Genomic DNA, 17,831 nt, shown 5'->3' with positions numbered 1-17,831 from the left:
GCGAACCTGGTGTTGCCGTCCGGCCCCGTCTATTTGAGCATTCCGGCACAGCAGCATGCGTTCCGTCGGCATCGCGAAACCTTCCCCGCCTGTCTGCCATTTCTCTCCGAAATTGTGCGGAGCCCCGACTATATCGGACAGTCGCCACATCATCGCGAAAGCGGTTTTGAATTGATTGGCGAGGTCGAAGACAACAGCCTGATCGTGCTGATCGCGATCAGGCTGCAGCGGGACGGAGATGGCCGCTATCTCGTCCGTTCCTTTTATCCGATCGACCGGAACAAGCTCGATCGCCGGCTGCGGAAAGGCTTTGTCACGCGCACAAAATAAAAGCCCCGCCGAAGCGGGGCTCCTGTTTGCGATCGCCGGACGCCAAATTCCGGATCTCTTCGCTCTTTCGGGCTACTGACCTGATGCGCCATAGGCACTTCAGGTGCGTGAGAAGGCCGTTCTCACCTCTGAACGCAAGCAGAGCTAATATAAGCGATAGAATCGGCTGGTTCAATCTCGCCTTGCTCTTCAGCCTGCGGCCCGTGCGAGGCCGTGTTCCACCAGCCGGTCGATGACCTCCGCGTAGCCGACGCCGCTTGCCGACATAGCCTTGGAATACATGCTGATATCGGTGAAGCCCGGGATGGTGTTGAGCTCGTTGACGAGGATACGCCCCTCCGCGGTCACGAAGAAGTCGACCCGGGCCATGCCGTCGCAGCCGAGCGCCCGGAACGCCTTTGCGGCTAGGGTGCGGATTTCGGCTTCGAGATGCGGCGGCAAATCCGCAGGGACTTTCAACGCCGCACCGGTCTCGTCGATATATTTGGCGTCATAGCTGTAGAAGCCGTGGCGTTCCGCCGGCACGATCTCGCCCGGACGCGAGACGAAAAGCGCGCCTTTCGGGTCTTCAAGGACGGCGCATTCGATCTCGCGGCCGGCGATGAACTCCTCGGCGAGAAGCCTCGTGTCGTGGCGAAAGCCTTCCGCAAGTGCCGCGGCAAAGCCTGCTTCGCTCGTCACTTTGCTCACCCCGACCGACGAGCCCTGCCGCGCCGGCTTGACAAAGAGGGGAAGTCCGAGCGCGCCTTCGATCTCGGTGAAGGAGGGCGCCTCACCCAATGCGATCGTGACCGCATGCGCGACGGGCAGGCCGGCCTGCATGAGGAGACGCTTGGCGATGTCCTTGTCGATGGCGGTCGCTGAGCCCAGGATGCCACAGCCGACGAAGGCGACGCCCGCTGTCTCGGCGAGGCCCTGGATGGAGCCGTCTTCGCCGAAGAGGCCGTGAAGGACCGGAAAGAGGATATCGATTGAAGTGATCTCCCGGGCCTGTCCTTCGGGCGAAAGGGCAAGCATGCGGCCTTTGCCGCCAGAAAGAAGAGCGAGTTCTGTCCCCGTCTCGGGTGTCGTCGGGCGGCCGTCTTCGAAACGGCTTTCAAGCCAGCGTCCGTCACGCGTGATGAAGATCGGTACGAGATCGTAAGTCTCGGGGTCGAGTGCCCGCATGACGTTGGTCGCCGACATGATCGAAACATCGTGTTCCGCCGACCGGCCGCCGAAAAGGACGGCGATACGCGTGCGTGAGGACGGAGGCGTCATGGTGGCTCCTGCAGGAGGTTTCCGGAAAGGGGGTTAAAACGCCGTCCTTGCCCGCATGGCGGCTGCGAGCGTGCCGTCGTCGAGATAATCGAGCTCGCCGCCGACGGGCACGCCATGGGCCAGCCGGGTCACCTGGACGTGACAGGAGGCGAGCTCGTCGGTGAGGTAATGCGCCGTCGTCTGGCCCTCGACCGTGGCGTTGACGGCGAGGATAATCTCCGTGACTTCGGGCGCTGCCGCACGGCCGAGAAGGCTGTCGATGGCAAGATCGTCCGGGCCGATCCCATCGAGGGGGGCGAGCACGCCGCCGAGCACATGGTAGCGCGCCTTAGTCGCGGCGGCGCGTTCCAGCGCCCAAAGGTCGCCGACGTCTTCCACCACCACGATGGTGGAAGGATCGCGCGACGGATCGGAACAGACCGAACAGGGGTCACGGCTGTCGATATTGCCGCAAAGGGAGCACACCTTGGCAGCCTCCGCCGCCTCGCGTGCCGCATTGGCGAGCGGCACGAGCAGCGTCTCTTTCTTTTTGATGAGCGCAAGCGCAGCGCGCCGGGCCGAACGCGGCCCGAGCCCCGGCAGGCGCGAGAGGGCCTGGATCAGTTTCTCGATCTCCGGCCCGACAGTGGAAGCGGCCATGATGTCTCGCGCGGAATCCTAGAACGGCAGCTTCATGCCCGGGGGCAGAGGCAGACCGGAGGTGAGCTCCGACATTTTCTCCTGCGTCGCCTGGTCGGCCTTGCCGCGCGCGTCGGCCACGGCAGCGACGACGAGGTCTTCCAGGATCTCCGTCTCGTCCTCTTTCATGAGCGAGGGGTCGATTTTGATGGATTTGAGCGTGCCCTTGCCGTCGACCACGACGGAGACGAGCCCGCCGCCGGAAGAGCCGGCGACCTCCATCGCGGCCACCTCCTCCTGCAGCTCCTGCATCTTTCCCTGAAGCTCTTTGGCTTGCTTCATCATGCCCATGAGATCGCGCATGGTGTCAGTCATCCTCTCTTGATGGGTCGGGCGTCTCACCCGCCTCGTCGTCATCAGTGTCGTCGTCTTCGGGGCGCGAGCGTACGGCGACGATCTCTGCACCCGGAAAGCGTTCCAGAACCTTCTGCACGATCGGATCGGCTTCCGCCTCTGCCATCAGCCGTGCATCTTCAGCCTGCTTCACTTCGCGCAGGGTTTGCGCGCCGCTTGTCTGGCTGACGATGACGACCCAGCGCTGGCCGGTCCATTCCGAAAGGGCAGCCGAAAGCCGTTGCGGCAGATCCGCAAGGGCGCCCTCGTCGAGCGCGATCTCCACCCGCCCGTCCTCGACCTTGACCGGCCGCACGAAGCGTTCGAGCGCGTTGACGAGGCGGATATCACGCCGGGCGCGGCCTTCGGCAACGATGTCGGCAAAACTTTGCAGCTGCGGCCCGGCTTGGCTTTGCGCCGCGCGGGGTGCTGCGGCCGGCTGCTGACGTGGCTCCGGGTGGGCTCGTGTCCCGCCATTGCCCGACTGCACGAGCCGCGCCTGCGGCGGGGGAGGTGGTGCGGCGCCGCCGCCATCGGGGCGCCCCGCAGCACTGCCGGATCGGTCCTGCTCGTCGGCGAGCGCTTTGAGCGCCTCTTCCGGTGTGGGCAGATTGGCGGCGTGGCAGAGCCGCACGATCACCATGTCGGCCGCCTGTTCGGGATGGGCCGCAAGCTGTGCTTCCTGGATGCCTTTCAGGAGGATCTGCCAGGCGCGCGAGAGGATCGAGACCGCGAGTGTTCCCGCGAGCGCTTCCCCCCGCACCCGCTCCGTCTCGGAAATGGCGCTCGAAGGCGCCGTCCCCGGCGCGAGCTTGGAGACGGTCACGTAATGGCAGAATTCCGCAAGATCTGTGAGGACGGTCACCGGGTCGGCGCCGCGCTCGTGCTGCAGCCGCAATTCGGCGAGCGCCGAGGCGGTATCGCCCTTCATCACCTCTTCGAAGAGGTCGACGATGCGGGCACGATCCGCCAGCCCCAGCATATCGTGCACCGTCTCCGCGCCGACCCGGCCGGCGCCATGGGCGACCGCCTGGTCGAGGATGGAAAGCGCATCGCGCACCGAGCCTTCGGCTGCGCGTGCCACCATCCGGAGCGCCTCGGCCTCGACCTCAAAGCCTTCCTTGCCGGCGATGGAATTGAGATGCGTGATGAGTTCCGCGGCATCGACGCGCTTCAGGTCGAAGCGCTGGCAGCGCGACAGCACCGTCACCGGCACTTTGCGAATTTCGGTCGTGGCAAAGATGAACTTCACATGCGGCGGCGGCTCTTCGAGCGTCTTCAGCAGCCCGTTGAAGGCCGCCTTCGACAGCATGTGGACCTCGTCGATGATGTAGACCTTGTAACGCGCCGAGGTGGGTGCGTAGCGGGCCGAATCGATGATGTCGCGGATGTCGTCGATGCCGGTATGGGAGGCGGCATCCATCTCCATGACGTCCGGATGGCGCCCTTCCATGATGGCGCGGCAATGCACGCCCTCTTCGGAAAACTCCACCGTCGGGGCGCCTTCGCCCTCTTTGGGCTGGTAATTGAGCCCGCGGGCGAGAATCCGCGCCGTGGTGGTTTTGCCGATGCCTCTGACACCCGTCAGCATCCAGGCATGCGGGATGCGCCCGGCCCTGAAAGCGTTTTTCAGGGTGCGCACCATCGCCTCCTGGCCGATCAGATCATCGAAGCCGGAGGGGCGGTATTTGCGGGCGAGAACCTGGTAGCCGGGCGCAGCGCTCATCAGCTTCTTTTAGAGCATGATCGGCTTGGGTTGAATGCCGAACGCAATAAGCGCTCCAAACGATGTTCCCTTTTATGCCGCGCCAACGAAAAGGCCGCCTTGCGTGGCGGCCTGATTGAAGAAGGAGACTGGACGACGACCCGCGCCGAATTCGTTGGGGCTGCTTCCTTCCGGACCTGACCCGATTGGCGAAAGACGCGCCCGTCGCCAGCCTCCCGGCGCCTATATGACGATTTTGCGCCGCGCCTGCAAGGGGAGCGCACGACTTGCGCGATGGGGCGCTTTGTCCGAGGCCGAAGACAGGCGGCGCGGCCGCTAAACGCCGCGTGCCGTGACGATCTCCGAGACGAAGGCCGCGAGGTTGTCGGTGACGAAATCGACATGCTCCGCGCCGTCATGACCCTCCATCTCCCATTCGGCATGGAAGACTTCGCGCGTGCCAGACGGCACGACGAGGACGGTGCGCATGCCGAAATCTTTCGGCACGACGAGGTTGCGCGACAGGTCTTCGAACATGGCCGCCCTGGCGGGGGCGATATCGAAACGCTCGATGAAGCGCCGATACGTCTCTTCGCGCGGCTTCGGCAGGAGGTCGGCGGCGACGATGTCGAAGATGTCTTCGAAATGATCGGAGAGGCCGAGCTGCGTCGCCGTCTGCTCCGCATGCGCGCGTGAGCCATTGGTGAAGATGAATTTGCGGCCGGGCAGGCGAGCGATCGCCGCGGCGAGTTCCGGGGCCGGGGCGAGCGCCGAGCGGTCGATGTCGTGCACGAATTCCAGAAAGCTGTCGACGTCGACGTCGTGTTCCAGCATCAACCCGCGCAGCGATGTGCCATGCCGCTCGTAAAATTCTTTCTGGATACGGTGGGCTTCAGCCTCGTCGACATTCAAGAGATTCCGGACATAGCTGCGGATGCGCTCGTCGATCTGCGCGAACAGGTTCGAATCGCGAGGATAGAGGGTATTGTCGAGATCAAAGATCCATGCCTCCACCTCCGCAAAGACGCTGAGATCTTCACGGCTGTGGGGTGCGATGTCTTCTGCTGCAAGTGCGTTCATGCGGTCTGCTTACGCGATTTCGTAAACATGTGCACGGCTTGCTTTGGTGAGGCTGACATGGCTGCGTGGCCACAGCTCCGGGCCTCGTCACCGAAGATTTTCGTGCGAGGCCGTTGCGGAGACCGCGTTCTTTTCTACCCGCCGGTCCCGGCATCAGGCGCCCGCCAGCCGTTCCGATGACAACGCCGTCCGTCCTGTCCATCCGCTTTTCGGGAGAGGATGGACAGCGATAATATAACAAGATATATAACCGGTTATCGAAAAGGAGGATCCATTGCCGGAAGATGTGGTTCGCGCGCTTGGCTTCCTCTGCCTCGGCACCCGCCTGAGGCGCATCGGCGAACGGCTTCAGGCCGACACCGATGCGATCCTGGCAACGAAGGAACTGGCGATTAACGCCAGCAACTATCCCTATCTCGCAAGCCTCGACCGCCTCGGATCGATGACGCTCGGAGATCTGGCCGAGGCCGTCGGTGTCAGCCAGCCGGGCGCGACGCGGGCCGTCAATCAGCTGATTGCCCAGGGCCTCCTCAAGGCCGAGGCCTCGCTAGAGGATCGGCGGCGCAAGATCGTCGATCTCACCGATGAGGGCCGGCAATTGGTGGAAGTCGGCAAGCGCGAGCTCTGGCCGCGCATCGAGGCGGCGGTAGCCGATCTCTGCCAAGGCCTCCGCGGGCCACTCCTTCAGCAGCTCGCCGCGCTCGAAGACAGTCTCGCCGAGGCGTCGCTTGCCCGCCGTACGGAGGAGCAGTCAGAACCATGAGCCCGATCGAGGAAGAGAACCTCCGCCGCCCGATCTGGACGGCGCTCGTCACCCGACATGCCCATCTCGCCGAGGGCAGCGCGGGTGCCCGCCGATATCCGGCCGATACCAGCCCCTTCGTTGCGACAAAGGATAATGGCAAGGAGAGCCTCGCCGCGCTGGAGAGGCTCTGCCGTCCGGGCGAGCGGATGGTCTTCCTGCAGCGCGATCCTGTCACTTTGCCTGAGGGTGTGGCGGTCGCCATGGAGGCTGACGGTGTCCAGATGGTGGGCGAGGGGTCTTTCTCGCGGATCGAGGATCCCCGGATCGTTCCGCTCGGACCCGACGATGCAGAGGCGATGCTGGCGCTTGCCGAATTGACGAAACCCGGGCCGTTTTCCTTGAAAGCCCAGAGCCTCGGCAGCTTCTGGGGCGTGAAAGAGAATGGCAGGCTGATCGCCATGGCGGGCGAGCGGCTGAAACTGCCGGGGATGACGGAACTCAGCGGCCTTTGTACACGGCCGGAGGCGCAAGGGCGTGGTCTCGGCCGCTCCCTTCTCGCCTTTGTTGCGGGCGAGATCGTCGCCCGCGGCGAGCGCGTCTTCCTGCATGCCTACGCCTCAAACGAGAACGCGATCCGGCTCTACGAGGCCTGCGGCTTTCGCCTCCGCACCCATATGCATGTCGTCATGGCAGATAAGGCGTAAGGAAAAGCGCGCCCGTCGACCCTGCTCTCAGGCGGTGCGTTCCGGGGCTCCGTCGGGGCGGATGCGCGTTCCGGCGCCGTGCACCGTGAAGAGCTCCAGGAGCACCGAATGCGGCGCCTTGCCATCGACGATCACGACGCTTTCGACGCCCCGTTCCACCGCCTCGATGCAGGTTTCCACCTTCGGGATCATGCCGCCGCTGATGGTGCCGTCGGCGATGAGGGCCCGTGCTTCGGCGACGGTGAGCTCGTCGATCAGCTTGCCCGATTTGTCGAGCACGCCGGAGACGTCGGTAAGGAAGAGGAGCCGCTTGGCTTCGAGCGCGCCGGCGATGGCGCCGGCAAAAGTGTCGGCATTGATGTTGTAGGTCTCGCCGTCGCGGCCAGGCGCCACCGGGGCAATGACCGGGATCATCTCAGAACGCGCAAGAAGGTCGAGCAGCGTCCGGTCGACCTCCACCGGCTCACCGACGAAGCCGAGATCGACCACCTTCTCGATATTGGAATCGGGATCGACGACGGTGCGCTTCAGCTTTTCGGCGAAGACCATATTGCCGTCCTTGCCGCAAAGCCCGATCGCCCATTCGCCCTGCGCGTTGATGAGCGCGACGATCTCTTTGTTGATCGACCCGGCCAGCACCATCTCGACCACTTCGACGGTTTTGCGGTCGGTCACCCGCAGGCCGCCCTTGAATTCCGAGACGATGCCCATCTTTTCAAGCATGCCGCCGATTTGCGGTCCGCCGCCATGGACGACGATCGGGTTGACTCCGGATTGCTTCAAGAGAGCGATATCGCGGGCGAAGGCCGTGGCGAGATGCTGATCGCCCATGGCATGCCCGCCATATTTGACGACCACCGTTCGCCCCTCGTAGCGCTGCATATAAGGCAGGGCCTCGGAAAGAAGTCTCGCCTGATCGTATGCTTCGCTCTTGGTGGCTTCGCTCATCGATGGCTCCGAAGATCAAGGGCCGGAAGGCGTCTATAACGCGTGGCCGAGGAAGAGGATCTGGAGGGCGTCGGCAACCGGCGCTTCAGGGCGCGGTGTCTAGCAAGTCTCGCTCGCCTTGCCAATCAATGAGCGCAGCGGCGGCCGTGCGGACGCCTTCAAGGCCGCTATCCTTGAAGCTCGACGTGGCCAGAATCTCCGGAAAAGCGGCGGGGCGCTTGCGGATCGCTTCCGCGGTCGCCTCGATCAGGCGCTTGAGCTCGCCGGGTTTCGGCTTGTCGGCCTTCGTCAGGACGATCTGGTAGGTGACGGCCGCCGTATCGAGTTCCTTCATCACGGTGAGATCGGCCGCTTTGAGCCCGTGGCGAGCGTCGACGAGAAGAAAGACGCGCCGGAGCGTCGCCCGTCCCTTCAGGTAGTCGTGGATGAGCTTCGTCCAGTCCTCCACCTTGTCCTTCGGCGCCTTGGCAAAGCCATAGCCGGGCATGTCGACGAGGGCGATGAGAGGTTCCTCGCCGCTGTCGCCTGGACGATCTGGGACGAAGAAATTGAGCGCCTGCGTGCGCCCCGGCGTCTTGGAGGTGCGGGCGAGGTCCTTCTGGCGCGTCAGCGCGTTGATCAGGCTCGATTTGCCGACATTCGAGCGACCGGCGAAGGCGATCTCGACGGGGCCTTCTGGAGGAAGCGCCGCGAGGTTGGGCGCGGAGGCGACATAACGCCAGGGAGAGCCCCAGGGATTGGCCTGTCGGCTGCTCCGTTCGCTGTCACTTTGGCCCTCAGGCGGCTCATGCGGCATGGCTTGATCTCACCTGTTCGGGGAGCGGCCGGCACCTTGCCGGCCGCTTTCGCCTATTCGGCGGGCGTGTCGGACTTGCGGCCGAAGAGGCCCTTCATATTGTCCCACAGCTCGATCTTCACGCCGTTGCGCCGCATGATGATGCCCTGCTGCAGCACCGACAGGAAGTTGTTCCAGGCCCAGTAGATGACGAGACCGGCCGGGAACGACGCCAGCATGAACATGAAGATCAAGGGCATCCAGTTGAAGATCATCGCCTGTGTCTTGTCGGGCGGCTGCGGGTTCATGCGCATCTGCACGAACATCGTGAGACCCATGATGAGCGGCCACACGCCGAGATGCAGGAAACTCGCCTCGAACGGCAGCAGCCCGAACAGGTTGAAGATGTTCGTCGGATCGGGCGCCGAAAGGTCTTTGATCCAGCCGAAGAACGGCGCATGCCGCATCTCGATGGTGACGAAGAGCACCTTGTAGAGCGAGAAGAACACCGGGATCTGAATGAGCACTGGCCAGCAGCCGGCAAGCGGATTGATCTTCTCCCGCCTGTAGAGCTCCATCATCTCCTTCTGCATCGCCGGCTTGTCGTCTTTGTAGCGCTCTTGCAGCTTTTTGATCTGCGGCTGCATCTTCTTCATCTTCGACATCGAGGCGTACGACTTGTTCGCCAGCGGGAAGAAGATGGCTTTGACGATGACCGTGACGGCGAGGATCGCCAGGCCGAAATTGCCGAGGAACCGGAACAGGAAGTCGATGACGAAGAACATCGGCTTCGTCAGGAAATAGAACCAGCCCCAGTCGATCAGCAGGTCGAGCCGGTCGATGTCGAAGCTCTGCTCGTACTGCTTCAGGAGCGTGACGACCTTGGCGCCGGCGAAAAGCAGCGTCTCGTGATTGGCCGAAGCGCCGGGCTCGACGGTGACGGCATCGCCCAGAAAATCCGCCTGATAGGTCGGCACAGCTCCGTCTTCGGTCCGCAGAAAGCGGCCCTGGAACGGTGATTTGCCGCGCGGAATGAGGGCGGACGCCCAGTATTTGTCGGTGATGCCGAGCCAGCCGTCATTCGTCTTTGCGGGCGTGACGGACTCGTCCTCGAGATCCTTGTATTTGACTTCCTTGAGGCCTTCGTCGCCGAAGACGCCGATCGGGCCTTCATGCAGGATGTAGAAGCTGCGACCGCCCGGCGTGCCGTGCCGGCTGATCAGGCCATAAGGATAAAGCGTTACGGGCGCGCCGGAGGAATTCTCCACGCTTTGCGACACCGTGAACATGTAATTGTCGTCGACCGCGATCTGGCGCTTGAAGACGAGACCCTGGCCGTTGTCCCAGGTGAGGGTGACAGGCTTGTCCGGCGTCAGCGTCTCCGCGTCGGCCTGCCAGACCGTATTGGCGTCCGGAACCGCCGGCCCGCCCGCAGAGGCCACCCAGCCGAAATCGGCATAATAGGGGTCGGCACTGCCGATCGGCGAGAAGAGCTCGATCATCGGGCTCTTCGGATCGGGCGTCGCGTGGTAGCGCTTCAGATCGAGTTCGTCGATGCGTCCGCCGACGAGGCTGATGGAGCCTTGAAGTGCCGGTGTATCGACGGCAAGCCGGGGCGTATCGGCGGCGGGCTCGGCCGTGCCGCCCGTTGCAGGCGCCGTCTCGCTCGCGGAAGGCGGAATTTGCGGGGCCGCGCCGGCCGGGGCATCGGCACCTGCGGGCGCGGTCGCGCCTGGCGTGCCGGCAACCGACGTTTCCTGGTCCGTCGCCTGCTGCACCTCTTCCTGCTGTTGCTGGCGCTGCGCTTCGATGCGCGGTCCGGCGACGAAGTACTGCCAGCCGAGCAGGATCGCCAGCGACAGGGCGATGGCGATAATGACGTTACGGTTGTTGTCCATCAGCGTCCCGTCCTCCGCGCTCGGGCGGAATTTCAATGGGGCCGCGGCGCTTTCTGCGCGAACGGCTCGAATGGTCGTGGTGAGCCGTCTCGCTCGAAGCGGTGAGCGCCGTGGAGAATGCGCCGACCAAATCGGCGAAATCGGCTCGAAGTGCCGGCAAACGTGCGATGACGACGAGGTCGCGCCCGGTCTGCTGTCGATCGCTGACAGCCTCCCGTGCCGCCTCTTTCAGGCGCCTGCGGATACGGTTGCGCACCACCGCCTGGCGGGCCACGCGTTTGGACACCGTAAAGCCGATGCGCCCCTCTTCTGAATCGCCGCGATCACGGCTTTCCAGAACGAAATAGGGACCTGCCCGGCGAAAGCCCTTGCGAGCTGCCAGGAAGTCCCTTCGTTTTTTGAGGCGCTGCATGGCGCCGAAGCTTACGCAGACAGGCGCTTGCGTCCCTTCGCACGTCTGCGGGCGAGAACCTTGCGGCCGTTCTTGGTGGCCATGCGAGCACGGAAGCCATGGCGACGCTTGCGCACGAGGCGGCTCGGTTGAAAAGTCCGTTTCATAATCGTTCTGCCGCCTGCGGCAGCCCTCAAGCTGGTGAACGGAAGTCAGCCGGCACCTATGACCGAAATGCTGCTTCGATGTTCGGAATTCGGACCGTGCGCCATTGCGGCACGGTGCTTTTCGCGTGCGCGATATAGTGGCAATGCCTGGCCGAAGTCAACGCGCGTTCCAAAGGTCATGTGCGCATGAGAGAATGATCGCGTGATGTTCAATTCCGAGTGAAGCTCGCCTTCTCCCGGCCTGAATGCCTTACCTGGGGTCTGAGAGGGCTCCGTCGCGCGCGACATCAAATATCGTGTCGAGCGGCTGAGGAACACGAACAAGGCAGCGCCGAAGGATCGCAGGCGAATGGCCGAGAACAATGTTGGGACGAAAGTCAGGGAACGAAGAGCGGATGGACGAGACGAAACCGAAGGCACGATGGGGGATGCCATAGAGGAGCATCCCCCCAGCGAAGCGCCGCGCGCGCTTTGGCTGCGTTTCCTGCCGGTCGGGATTGTCGTGCTCCTGCTCCTCCTGCTCTATGCGGGGGGCTTTCAGGAGTTTCTCTCTCTCAAGGCTCTTCAAGAAGAGAGCGAAGCCCTCAAAGGCTTTGTTGACGACCGACTCGCGCTTGCCGGGCTTCTCTATGTCATTGTCTATATCACCCTCGTCGCCGTCTCCTTTCCGGGGGCGAGCATCGTCACGATCGCGGGCGGATTGCTCTTTGGCTGGGTGCTGGGCGGCGCCTTGTCGGCCGTGGGCGCCACGATCGGCGCTTGCATCATCTTTCTCATTGCCCGCACGTCGTTCGGCACGGTCCTTGCCCGCCGTGCCGGCCCGCGCCTGAAACGCCTGCGGGCAGGCTTCCAGGAAGACGCCTTTCATTATCTTCTGTTTTTGCGCCTCGCGCCGATCTTTCCGTTCTGGGTGATCAATCTTGCCCCGGCGCTTTTCGACATGCGTCTCGGCCCCTATGCGCTTGCGACCTTCCTCGGCATTCTTCCGGGCACTTTCGCGTACTCCTATTTCGGCGAGGGCGTGGGCACGGCTCTCGACGAAGAGGGGCCGGTCTTTTCGACGCAGCTTCTTCTCGGTTTTGCCGTCCTTGCCCTTGCCGCTCTTCTGCCCATCATGTTGAAGCGCTGGAGGGCCCGAGTTGCCGGCAAAAAGACGTGACCGTTTGACGTGACAGAAGAGATCAAGACCGACATTTGTGTGATCGGCGCAGGCTCCGCCGGCCTGACGCTCGCGGCGGCCGCATCCGCTTTCGACGTTCCGACAGTTCTGGTCGAGAACGGCAGGATGGGCGGCGATTGCCTGAACTATGGTTGCGTGCCTTCGAAGGCCCTGATTGCGGCGGCGCGGCATGTGGCACATCTGCGCGAGGCGCCGGCCTTCGGCGTCAACGCTGGGGCTGCCGACGTCGATTTCGCGGCCGTTCACACTCATATTCGCTCTGTCATCGCGGCGATCGCACCCAACGATTCGCAGGAGCGTTTCACCGGCCTCGGCGTGCGCGTCATTCGCGAAAGGGCGTCGTTCCTCGACCGGCGCACGATCATCGCTGGCGAGACGCGCATCAGCGCGCGTCGCTTCGTCATCGCCACAGGCTCGTCGCCGCAGGTGCCCGACATCGAAGGGCTGGACGGCCTCGATTATCTGACCAACGAAACCCTCTTCGATCTGACGAAACTGCCGACCCATCTCATCGTCATCGGTGGCGGACCGGTGGGCATGGAGATGGCGCAGGCGTTTCGCCGCCTCGGCTCGGAGGTCAGCCTCCTGGAGAGGGGACGCGTCCTCTCCCATGACGATCCTGAGCTTGCCGATCACGTTCGCCGCCGTCTCGTCGCCGAAGGCGTCACCATTCATGAAGAGACGGAGATTTTGCGCGTGGCCCGGCGCGGACGCTACGGCGTGCGCGTGCATATTAAAAAGTCCGACGGCAGCGAAGAGGCCGTCGATGGGACGCAGATCCTGGTCGCGACGGGCCGCCGGCCGAATGTTGGCAGGCTCGATCTCGACAAGGCCGGGGTCGATTTCGATGAGGCCGGCATCAAGGTGAGCGCCAACCTGCGCACCCGCAATCGTCGCGTCTATGCCGTCGGCGACGTGACCGGCGGACCCAATTTCACCCATTGGGCCGGCTATGAGGCTGGGCTCTTGCTGCGTCCGCTGCTGTTTCGGATCGGCGCGCGGCCGCAACGCGACCTTCTGCCCTGGGTCACCTACACCGATCCGGAACTCGCGCATGCCGGCTTGACGCTTGAGGAGGCGGAGCGGCGCCATGGCCATGTGCGGGTCTTGCGCTGGCCCGTCGCTGAGAACGATCGCGCCCGGGCGGAACGGCAAACGGAGGGGCTGATCCGCCTCGTCACGACGCGCCAGGGTCGCCTCCTCGGTGTCGACATTGTGGCTCGCAATGCGGGCGAGATGATTGCCCCCTATGCGCTGGCGCTCTCGAAACGTCTCAAGGTGCGCGATATGATGGGTATGCTCCTGCCTTATCCGACTGTTTCGGAGGTGGGAAAGCGCGCGGCGACGAGCTTCTATCTCCCGGTCCCGAATAAGGCGAAGGCGCTCGCACGTTTTCTGCGCCGCTTCGGCTGAAGGGCAGGCGCGAATGCGGCCTGTTGTGATGTGACGCGTGCGAGGATCGCGAGGCGTCTGAGGAGTGTTTGGTGGCGCTTGAGGAAAAGCCCCCGGAGAACATGACGAGAAAGTCGCGGCTTGCCGAGCTGTGGCCGGTGCGCGGGCTGTCGGGCAAGCTTCTCGTGCTGACGATCACCTTCGTCATGGTCGCGGAAGTGCTGATCTACGTGCCTTCGATCGCCAATTTCCGCAATATGTGGCTCGACGAGAAGCTCGAGGCGGCGTCGATTGCGGCCCTTGCGGGATCAAGCCCCGGCGCAGCTCCTTTCCCCGAAGATCTGCAGAAGCGTCTCTTGCAGGCGATCGGCATGGAAGCGATCGCGATGATGGAGAACGGCCAGCATATCCTGATCGCGGCCGGCAACATGCCGGAAGAAGTGGCGGTCCATCAAGATCTGCGCGAATTGGGACCTGCAGAGGCGATCGCGGCGGCCTTCGGCACGCTCTTTTTGGGGGGCGGGGATCGGCTCATCCGTGTTTCGGGAGAGCCTCCGGCCGGCATGGCGATGTTCGAAATCGTGCTGCGCGAGGATGGCCTGCGCCAGGCCATGCTGCGGTACTCACGCAATATCCTGCTTCTCTCCATGGCGATTTCCGTCATCACCGCCTCCTTCGTCTATCTGGCGTTGAGGCGGATGATCGTGCGGCCCATCCAGAAACTCGCCGCCAGCATGCAGGACTTTTCCGCCGATCCGGAGGATGTGCGCTGCGAGGTCACGCCGACCGGCCGCCATGACGAGATCGGCCGCGCGGAGGAGCGTTTCGCCGAAATGCAGGCGGCCTTGCGCGACATGTTGCATCAGCGCCGGCATCTCGCCAATCTCGGGCTCGCAGTCTCCAAGATCAATCACGACCTGAGAAACATCCTGGCTTCCGCCCAGCTCTTCTCAGACCATCTCGGCGAGGCGCAGGACCCGCTCGTGCGCCGCATCGCGCCGAAGCTCGTGGGCACGATCGATCGGGCGATCGGCTACACCCGCTCGGTTCTCGCCTATGGCCGCGCCGAAGAGGCGGAGCCCGTGCGCCGGCTCGTCTCCGCCCGGCGGCTGGTGGAGGAGGTGGCGGAAATCTTGAGCCTGACGCCGGACGGCACGGTTGTTTTCGAAAACCGGGTCCCGGGCGACCTGGAGATCGACGCCGACCCCGACCAGTTCTTCCGTGTCATGCTCAACCTCTGCCGCAATGCCCAGGAGGCTCTCGTGTCGGATGAAAACGCCTCCGTCATCCGCCGCCTTTGGGTCGAGGGAGAACGCACGGGCGCGGTCGCGCGCCTGCGTGTTTGTGACACGGGGCCGGGCCTTCCGAAGCGGGCGCGCGAGGCGCTGTTCAAACCCTTCCAGGGCTCCACGCGGCCGGGCGGTGTCGGGCTCGGTCTTGCGATCGCGCAGGAGATCGTGGCTGCCCATGGTGGAGAAATAGAGCTTTTGGAGCGGGCTGGGGCCGGAACCGTCTTCCAGATCGAGATCCCCGACCGTCCGGCGCGGCTGGCTGATATGCGCGATCGCCGCAAAGCATAAAAGCCGTGAAAGAGGCGGCGAGAGGTGCTTGCAATCCGTCTTCTGAGCGATTAGGTGTGTCGCTCCGCGCCGCACCCGATGGGTTGCGACGACCGCGGCAAGCACCGGTAGCTCAGCTGGATAGAGCACCAGACTACGAATCTGGGGGTCAGGGGTTCGAATCCTCTCCGGTGCGCCATTTCCTTTCTATTTCATAGAATTTTGAGGGCGTTCTGGCTCAGTTGCGCCTGGTTGTCGGCTCCGGGCGGCAAGCGTGTGGTACGCTCAGTCCAACGATCCCGGTGCTCGTGCCTCTAGATGTGCGGATCGCCGTTCTGCAGTTATCTCCAGTTTCTGACTGTTTACTCCCTGGGTCTGTATGTGGATGCCCCATCCGCCGATACCAAGGCCGACAGCGAGCGCAGTTATTCTCTCAAGGTTTCCATTGGGCGGCGGAGCCATTAGCTCAGCCTGCATCACCTGCAACGTGGCCTGTTGCAGCTCGCAATCCGCGGTGAAGCAGAGTGTTGCCGTGGCTAGGCCACATCATCTCTTTTTCGCGCGATTGAGGCAATTCGCAGCGATCGGATGCCGAGGACAACGTCGACGGAGCGTGAAACCGAAGTTACGTTTCGGTGATGGAGTGGCTTCGTGGGATCGACTGGACGGCTGTGGGCGCGATGCTTTCGGGGATTGGAACAATCCTCGGAGCGTGCGCAGTTATTTATGCTGCACGCAAAGGCAGTGATACATTTCAGCAATGGCGTCGGCAAAAACACGAGGAACGGCGTATCCATCTGGCCGAGCAAATCTTGGCGCTGGCCTACAAACTAAAGCAGGTTATTCGGAGCATCCGTTCGCCGATGATGATGGCGGGCGAAATTGTCGCCGTAGAGGCAAACTTGCGAGAGAAGGGGGTGATTGATGACAGCACGCCCGAAGGCGCCAAGGGCTTTTTAATCACGGCTCAAGGGACATTATCGAGATCGGAGCAGTTTCGAGATGACTGGAACAAACTCGTTGACACCATGCCCACCGCCAAGGCGATCTTTGGTGATGAGGTTGAACAACAGCTGAATGAATTCTGGAACCAGCGACATGAGATCATAGCTGCGGCACAAAACTATGCTCGTATCCGGGACTTGCCTACTGAAGTTCGGGAGGACCTGATAAAGAAGGAGATCGCCCGCAAAGAGAAGCTCGAAAAGGTCCTGTGGTTCGGATTTGGTGAAAATGGTGCCGATGCAGTCGCTGAAGCGGTCGATGATGCTGTCGTTACGCTAGAGAATCTGCTTTTGCCGATCATCCGTTCCGACACGCCACGTGGTACCGGAATTTGAGCTGCAGCGCCTGCCGCCATTTTCCGAAATTGCGAGAAGTTTTTCGCCCACTCAGCACGGCAGCGCCGCCGGTATGCTGCTCGATATTCGCGGCCCCAACGAAAAACGAGGCGGCCGTCGTCTTGGGCCACCTCGTTGATTCGTCTTTGCGCCGTTATCGGCTGCGGGTGCGCTGAACGTCCGATCCTCTAACCTCAGGCGAGGACGTGGCCGAAACCTCCGGCTTAAAGCTAGCCGGCTTCTTCCAGAACGCGGCGGGCGATGCGGAAGCATTCCACCCCGCACGGCACGCCGGCATAGATCGCCACGGCGTGCCTTGCTTCCGTCTGCCGCAACGCGCAGACATTGCGTGTGACGGCCATCTCGCGACTTTGTCGCCGCCAGTCATGTCACCCTGCCGTGTTCCGCGAGGAAGTCGAGCAGCGCCCGCACGCGCGATGGCAGCGGGCCGCCCTGGCCGAGATAGACTGCGTGGAAGGCTTCCTTCTCGCCTGCATCGAGATGGGCGAGGACCGGCACGAGGCGGCCGGCGCTCATGTCTTCGCGCACGGTGAAGGCGGCGATGCAGGCTTTCCGAAAACGAGCGCATGTCGGCGGGCGCGTGAGGCTGTCGGGCCATGTCCCCTGTCAGACCATTTCCAAGGAATGGTCTTCGATCCATTCGTCGAAAGCGACGATAAGAGGGCTGAGCGATCTTCCCCGTTCGGTGAGCGAGTATTCGACGCGCGGAGGGACCTCAGGGTAGGCGAATCGGGTCACCAGACCCGCACCTTCGAGCCGTTTGAGCGTCTGGATCAGCATCTTTTCGGAGATGCCGCCGATCCCGCGCCGGGACACAGCTTTTACCGGATCGCCAGCCAGGGGCAGCATGTTCTGGTGGTGGGAGACATCGTCCACGCCGCCGAAGTGCAGTTTTCACACCCCAACGTCACGGCGGATTTCGACGCCGGTCCGGCGCAGGCTCGCGCGACGCGCGAACGCACGCTTTCCGAGCTGGCTGAGACGCACGAGCTCGTTGCGGCCGAGCATGTCAGCTTCCCGGGTCTCGGCCACGTGACGCAGAACGGCAGCGGTTATCAATGGACGCGCAGCCTTACCAGGGGGCGGTCACCAAGGCGGCCGAGTGATCCGCTTCCCCGTGATTGGCTTCCCGTGATCCACCTCAGCGGGATCCACGTCGCCGGGCCATCGGCTTCGGCATGAAGGAGAACTATGGCGCAGACATCGCTCTCACCTTCGCCCGGTGCGGTTCGTCATCGCTTTTTGCGCTCGCGCCCACGTCTCGATGTTTTATCCCGCATGGTGATGGGGCATCGTTGCCGGCCGAAGAGAACTCGCACCTGGGA

The 17,831-nt window shown here is 63.2% G+C and carries 20 protein-coding genes, 1 tRNA gene, 1 other RNA gene and 1 pseudogene; 9 read left to right on the top strand and 14 right to left on the bottom strand.

Annotated features, from left to right (window positions below; translation table 11 throughout):
• Positions 1 to 9: 9 nt before the first annotated feature.
• On the top strand, positions 10 to 330 hold the full coding sequence (locus L0F51_RS13985) for a PBECR2 nuclease fold domain-containing protein (RefSeq protein ID WP_234629806.1): 321 nt from the start codon (positions 10 to 12) through the stop codon (positions 328 to 330).
• Positions 331 to 519: 189 nt separating this feature from the next.
• Here L0F51_RS13985 and L0F51_RS13980 read toward each other — a convergent pair whose 3' ends face one another.
• The 6 genes from L0F51_RS13980 to L0F51_RS13955 all read right to left on the bottom strand — a co-directional run bounded on the left by L0F51_RS13980 (position 520) and on the right by L0F51_RS13955 (position 5,386).
• Positions 520 to 1,590, bottom strand: coding sequence for a D-alanine--D-alanine ligase family protein (locus L0F51_RS13980; protein ID WP_234629805.1), 1,071 nt, complete (start codon positions 1,588 to 1,590; stop codon positions 520 to 522).
• A gap of 33 nt (positions 1,591 to 1,623) precedes the next feature.
• Positions 1,624 to 2,229, bottom strand: a complete 606-nt coding sequence (gene recR / locus L0F51_RS13975; RefSeq protein ID WP_234629804.1) for a recombination mediator RecR — start codon at positions 2,227 to 2,229, stop codon at positions 1,624 to 1,626.
• A gap of 18 nt (positions 2,230 to 2,247) precedes the next feature.
• Entirely contained in the window at positions 2,248 to 2,571 is a 324-nt protein-coding gene (locus tag L0F51_RS13970) for a YbaB/EbfC family nucleoid-associated protein (protein WP_234630357.1), read from the bottom strand.
• A 4-nt stretch (positions 2,572 to 2,575) separates the two neighbouring features.
• Positions 2,576 to 4,327 (bottom strand): DNA polymerase III subunit gamma/tau, encoded by a 1,752-nt coding sequence (locus L0F51_RS13965; RefSeq protein ID WP_234629803.1) that lies wholly within the window; start codon positions 4,325 to 4,327, stop codon positions 2,576 to 2,578.
• 120 nt (positions 4,328 to 4,447) lie between these two features.
• An RNA gene (ffs, locus tag L0F51_RS13960) (signal recognition particle sRNA small type) lies at positions 4,448 to 4,543 on the bottom strand.
• Positions 4,544 to 4,642: 99 nt separating this feature from the next.
• Positions 4,643 to 5,386, bottom strand: a complete 744-nt coding sequence (locus tag L0F51_RS13955) for a pyrimidine 5'-nucleotidase (protein WP_234629802.1) — start codon at positions 5,384 to 5,386, stop codon at positions 4,643 to 4,645.
• Positions 5,387 to 5,660: 274 nt separating this feature from the next.
• Here L0F51_RS13955 and L0F51_RS13950 point away from each other — a divergent pair, with 274 nt between their 5' ends.
• Positions 5,661 to 6,149 carry a MarR family winged helix-turn-helix transcriptional regulator gene (locus L0F51_RS13950; protein ID WP_234629801.1) on the top strand — a complete coding sequence of 163 codons (489 nt, stop codon included), beginning with the start codon at positions 5,661 to 5,663 and terminating at the stop codon, positions 6,147 to 6,149.
• Positions 6,146 to 6,835: a GNAT family N-acetyltransferase gene (locus L0F51_RS13945; RefSeq protein ID WP_234629800.1), complete on the top strand. Its 690-nt coding sequence runs from the start codon at positions 6,146 to 6,148 to the stop codon at positions 6,833 to 6,835. Before L0F51_RS13950 ends, L0F51_RS13945 begins: the two co-directional genes overlap by 4 nt.
• Positions 6,836 to 6,862: 27 nt before the next feature.
• On the opposite strand, the gene argB is transcribed toward L0F51_RS13945, so the two are convergent.
• The 5 genes from argB to rpmH form a co-directional block, all read right to left on the bottom strand.
• Positions 6,863 to 7,783, bottom strand: coding sequence for an acetylglutamate kinase (argB, locus tag L0F51_RS13940; protein WP_128291983.1), 921 nt, complete (start codon positions 7,781 to 7,783; stop codon positions 6,863 to 6,865).
• A gap of 85 nt (positions 7,784 to 7,868) precedes the next feature.
• Positions 7,869 to 8,579, bottom strand: a complete 711-nt coding sequence (yihA, locus tag L0F51_RS13935; protein ID WP_234629799.1) for a ribosome biogenesis GTP-binding protein YihA/YsxC — start codon at positions 8,577 to 8,579, stop codon at positions 7,869 to 7,871.
• A gap of 53 nt (positions 8,580 to 8,632) precedes the next feature.
• Positions 8,633 to 10,456, bottom strand: a complete 1,824-nt coding sequence (gene yidC / locus L0F51_RS13930) for a membrane protein insertase YidC (RefSeq protein WP_234629798.1) — start codon at positions 10,454 to 10,456, stop codon at positions 8,633 to 8,635.
• A complete protein-coding gene (gene rnpA, locus L0F51_RS13925) occupies positions 10,440 to 10,868 on the bottom strand; it encodes a ribonuclease P protein component (protein ID WP_234629797.1) in 429 nt (142 codons plus the stop codon). The genes yidC and rnpA overlap by 17 nt, the downstream gene beginning before the upstream one ends.
• 11 nt (positions 10,869 to 10,879) lie before the next feature.
• Positions 10,880 to 11,014 (bottom strand): 50S ribosomal protein L34, encoded by a 135-nt coding sequence (rpmH, locus tag L0F51_RS13920; RefSeq protein ID WP_092811498.1) that lies wholly within the window; start codon positions 11,012 to 11,014, stop codon positions 10,880 to 10,882.
• Between the two features lie 421 nt (positions 11,015 to 11,435).
• Here rpmH and L0F51_RS13915 point away from each other — a divergent pair, with 421 nt between their 5' ends.
• From L0F51_RS13915 to L0F51_RS13895, 5 genes are all read left to right on the top strand, one after another.
• Positions 11,436 to 12,173: a TVP38/TMEM64 family protein gene (locus L0F51_RS13915; RefSeq protein WP_234629796.1), complete on the top strand. Its 738-nt coding sequence runs from the start codon at positions 11,436 to 11,438 to the stop codon at positions 12,171 to 12,173.
• Between the two features lie 9 nt (positions 12,174 to 12,182).
• Positions 12,183 to 13,607 (top strand): FAD-dependent oxidoreductase, encoded by a 1,425-nt coding sequence (locus tag L0F51_RS13910; RefSeq protein ID WP_234629795.1) that lies wholly within the window; start codon positions 12,183 to 12,185, stop codon positions 13,605 to 13,607.
• A gap of 101 nt (positions 13,608 to 13,708) precedes the next feature.
• Positions 13,709 to 15,166, top strand: a complete 1,458-nt coding sequence (locus L0F51_RS13905) for a sensor histidine kinase (RefSeq protein WP_234629794.1) — start codon at positions 13,709 to 13,711, stop codon at positions 15,164 to 15,166.
• Positions 15,167 to 15,267: 101 nt separating this feature from the next.
• Positions 15,268 to 15,344 (top strand) — tRNA-Arg (locus L0F51_RS13900).
• A 436-nt stretch (positions 15,345 to 15,780) separates the two neighbouring features.
• Positions 15,781 to 16,485: a hypothetical protein gene (locus L0F51_RS13895; RefSeq protein ID WP_234629793.1), complete on the top strand. Its 705-nt coding sequence runs from the start codon at positions 15,781 to 15,783 to the stop codon at positions 16,483 to 16,485.
• A gap of 230 nt (positions 16,486 to 16,715) precedes the next feature.
• Here L0F51_RS13895 and L0F51_RS20005 read toward each other — a convergent pair whose 3' ends face one another.
• The 3 genes and pseudogenes from L0F51_RS20005 to L0F51_RS13885 all read right to left on the bottom strand — a co-directional run bounded on the left by L0F51_RS20005 (position 16,716) and on the right by L0F51_RS13885 (position 17,286).
• Positions 16,716 to 16,847 (bottom strand): hypothetical protein, encoded by a 132-nt coding sequence (locus tag L0F51_RS20005; protein ID WP_255701442.1) that lies wholly within the window; start codon positions 16,845 to 16,847, stop codon positions 16,716 to 16,718.
• A gap of 22 nt (positions 16,848 to 16,869) precedes the next feature.
• Positions 16,870 to 17,055, bottom strand: a pseudogene (locus L0F51_RS13890) (LysR family transcriptional regulator); the annotation flags it as partial.
• A gap of 57 nt (positions 17,056 to 17,112) precedes the next feature.
• Positions 17,113 to 17,286: a helix-turn-helix domain-containing protein gene (locus tag L0F51_RS13885; protein WP_234630356.1), complete on the bottom strand. Its 174-nt coding sequence runs from the start codon at positions 17,284 to 17,286 to the stop codon at positions 17,113 to 17,115.
• Positions 17,287 to 17,361: 75 nt separating this feature from the next.
• On the opposite strand from L0F51_RS13885, the gene L0F51_RS13880 reads away from it, so the two are divergent.
• Positions 17,362 to 17,688 carry a hypothetical protein gene (locus L0F51_RS13880; RefSeq protein WP_234629792.1) on the top strand — a complete coding sequence of 109 codons (327 nt, stop codon included), beginning with the start codon at positions 17,362 to 17,364 and terminating at the stop codon, positions 17,686 to 17,688.
• Positions 17,689 to 17,831: the final 143 nt, after the last annotated feature.

Source organism: Afifella sp. H1R (assembly GCF_021462425.1).
GTDB classification, from domain to species: Bacteria; Pseudomonadota; Alphaproteobacteria; order Rhizobiales; family Afifellaceae; genus Afifella; species Afifella aestuarii.
This window is presented reverse-complemented; position numbering and strand designations above follow the sequence as displayed.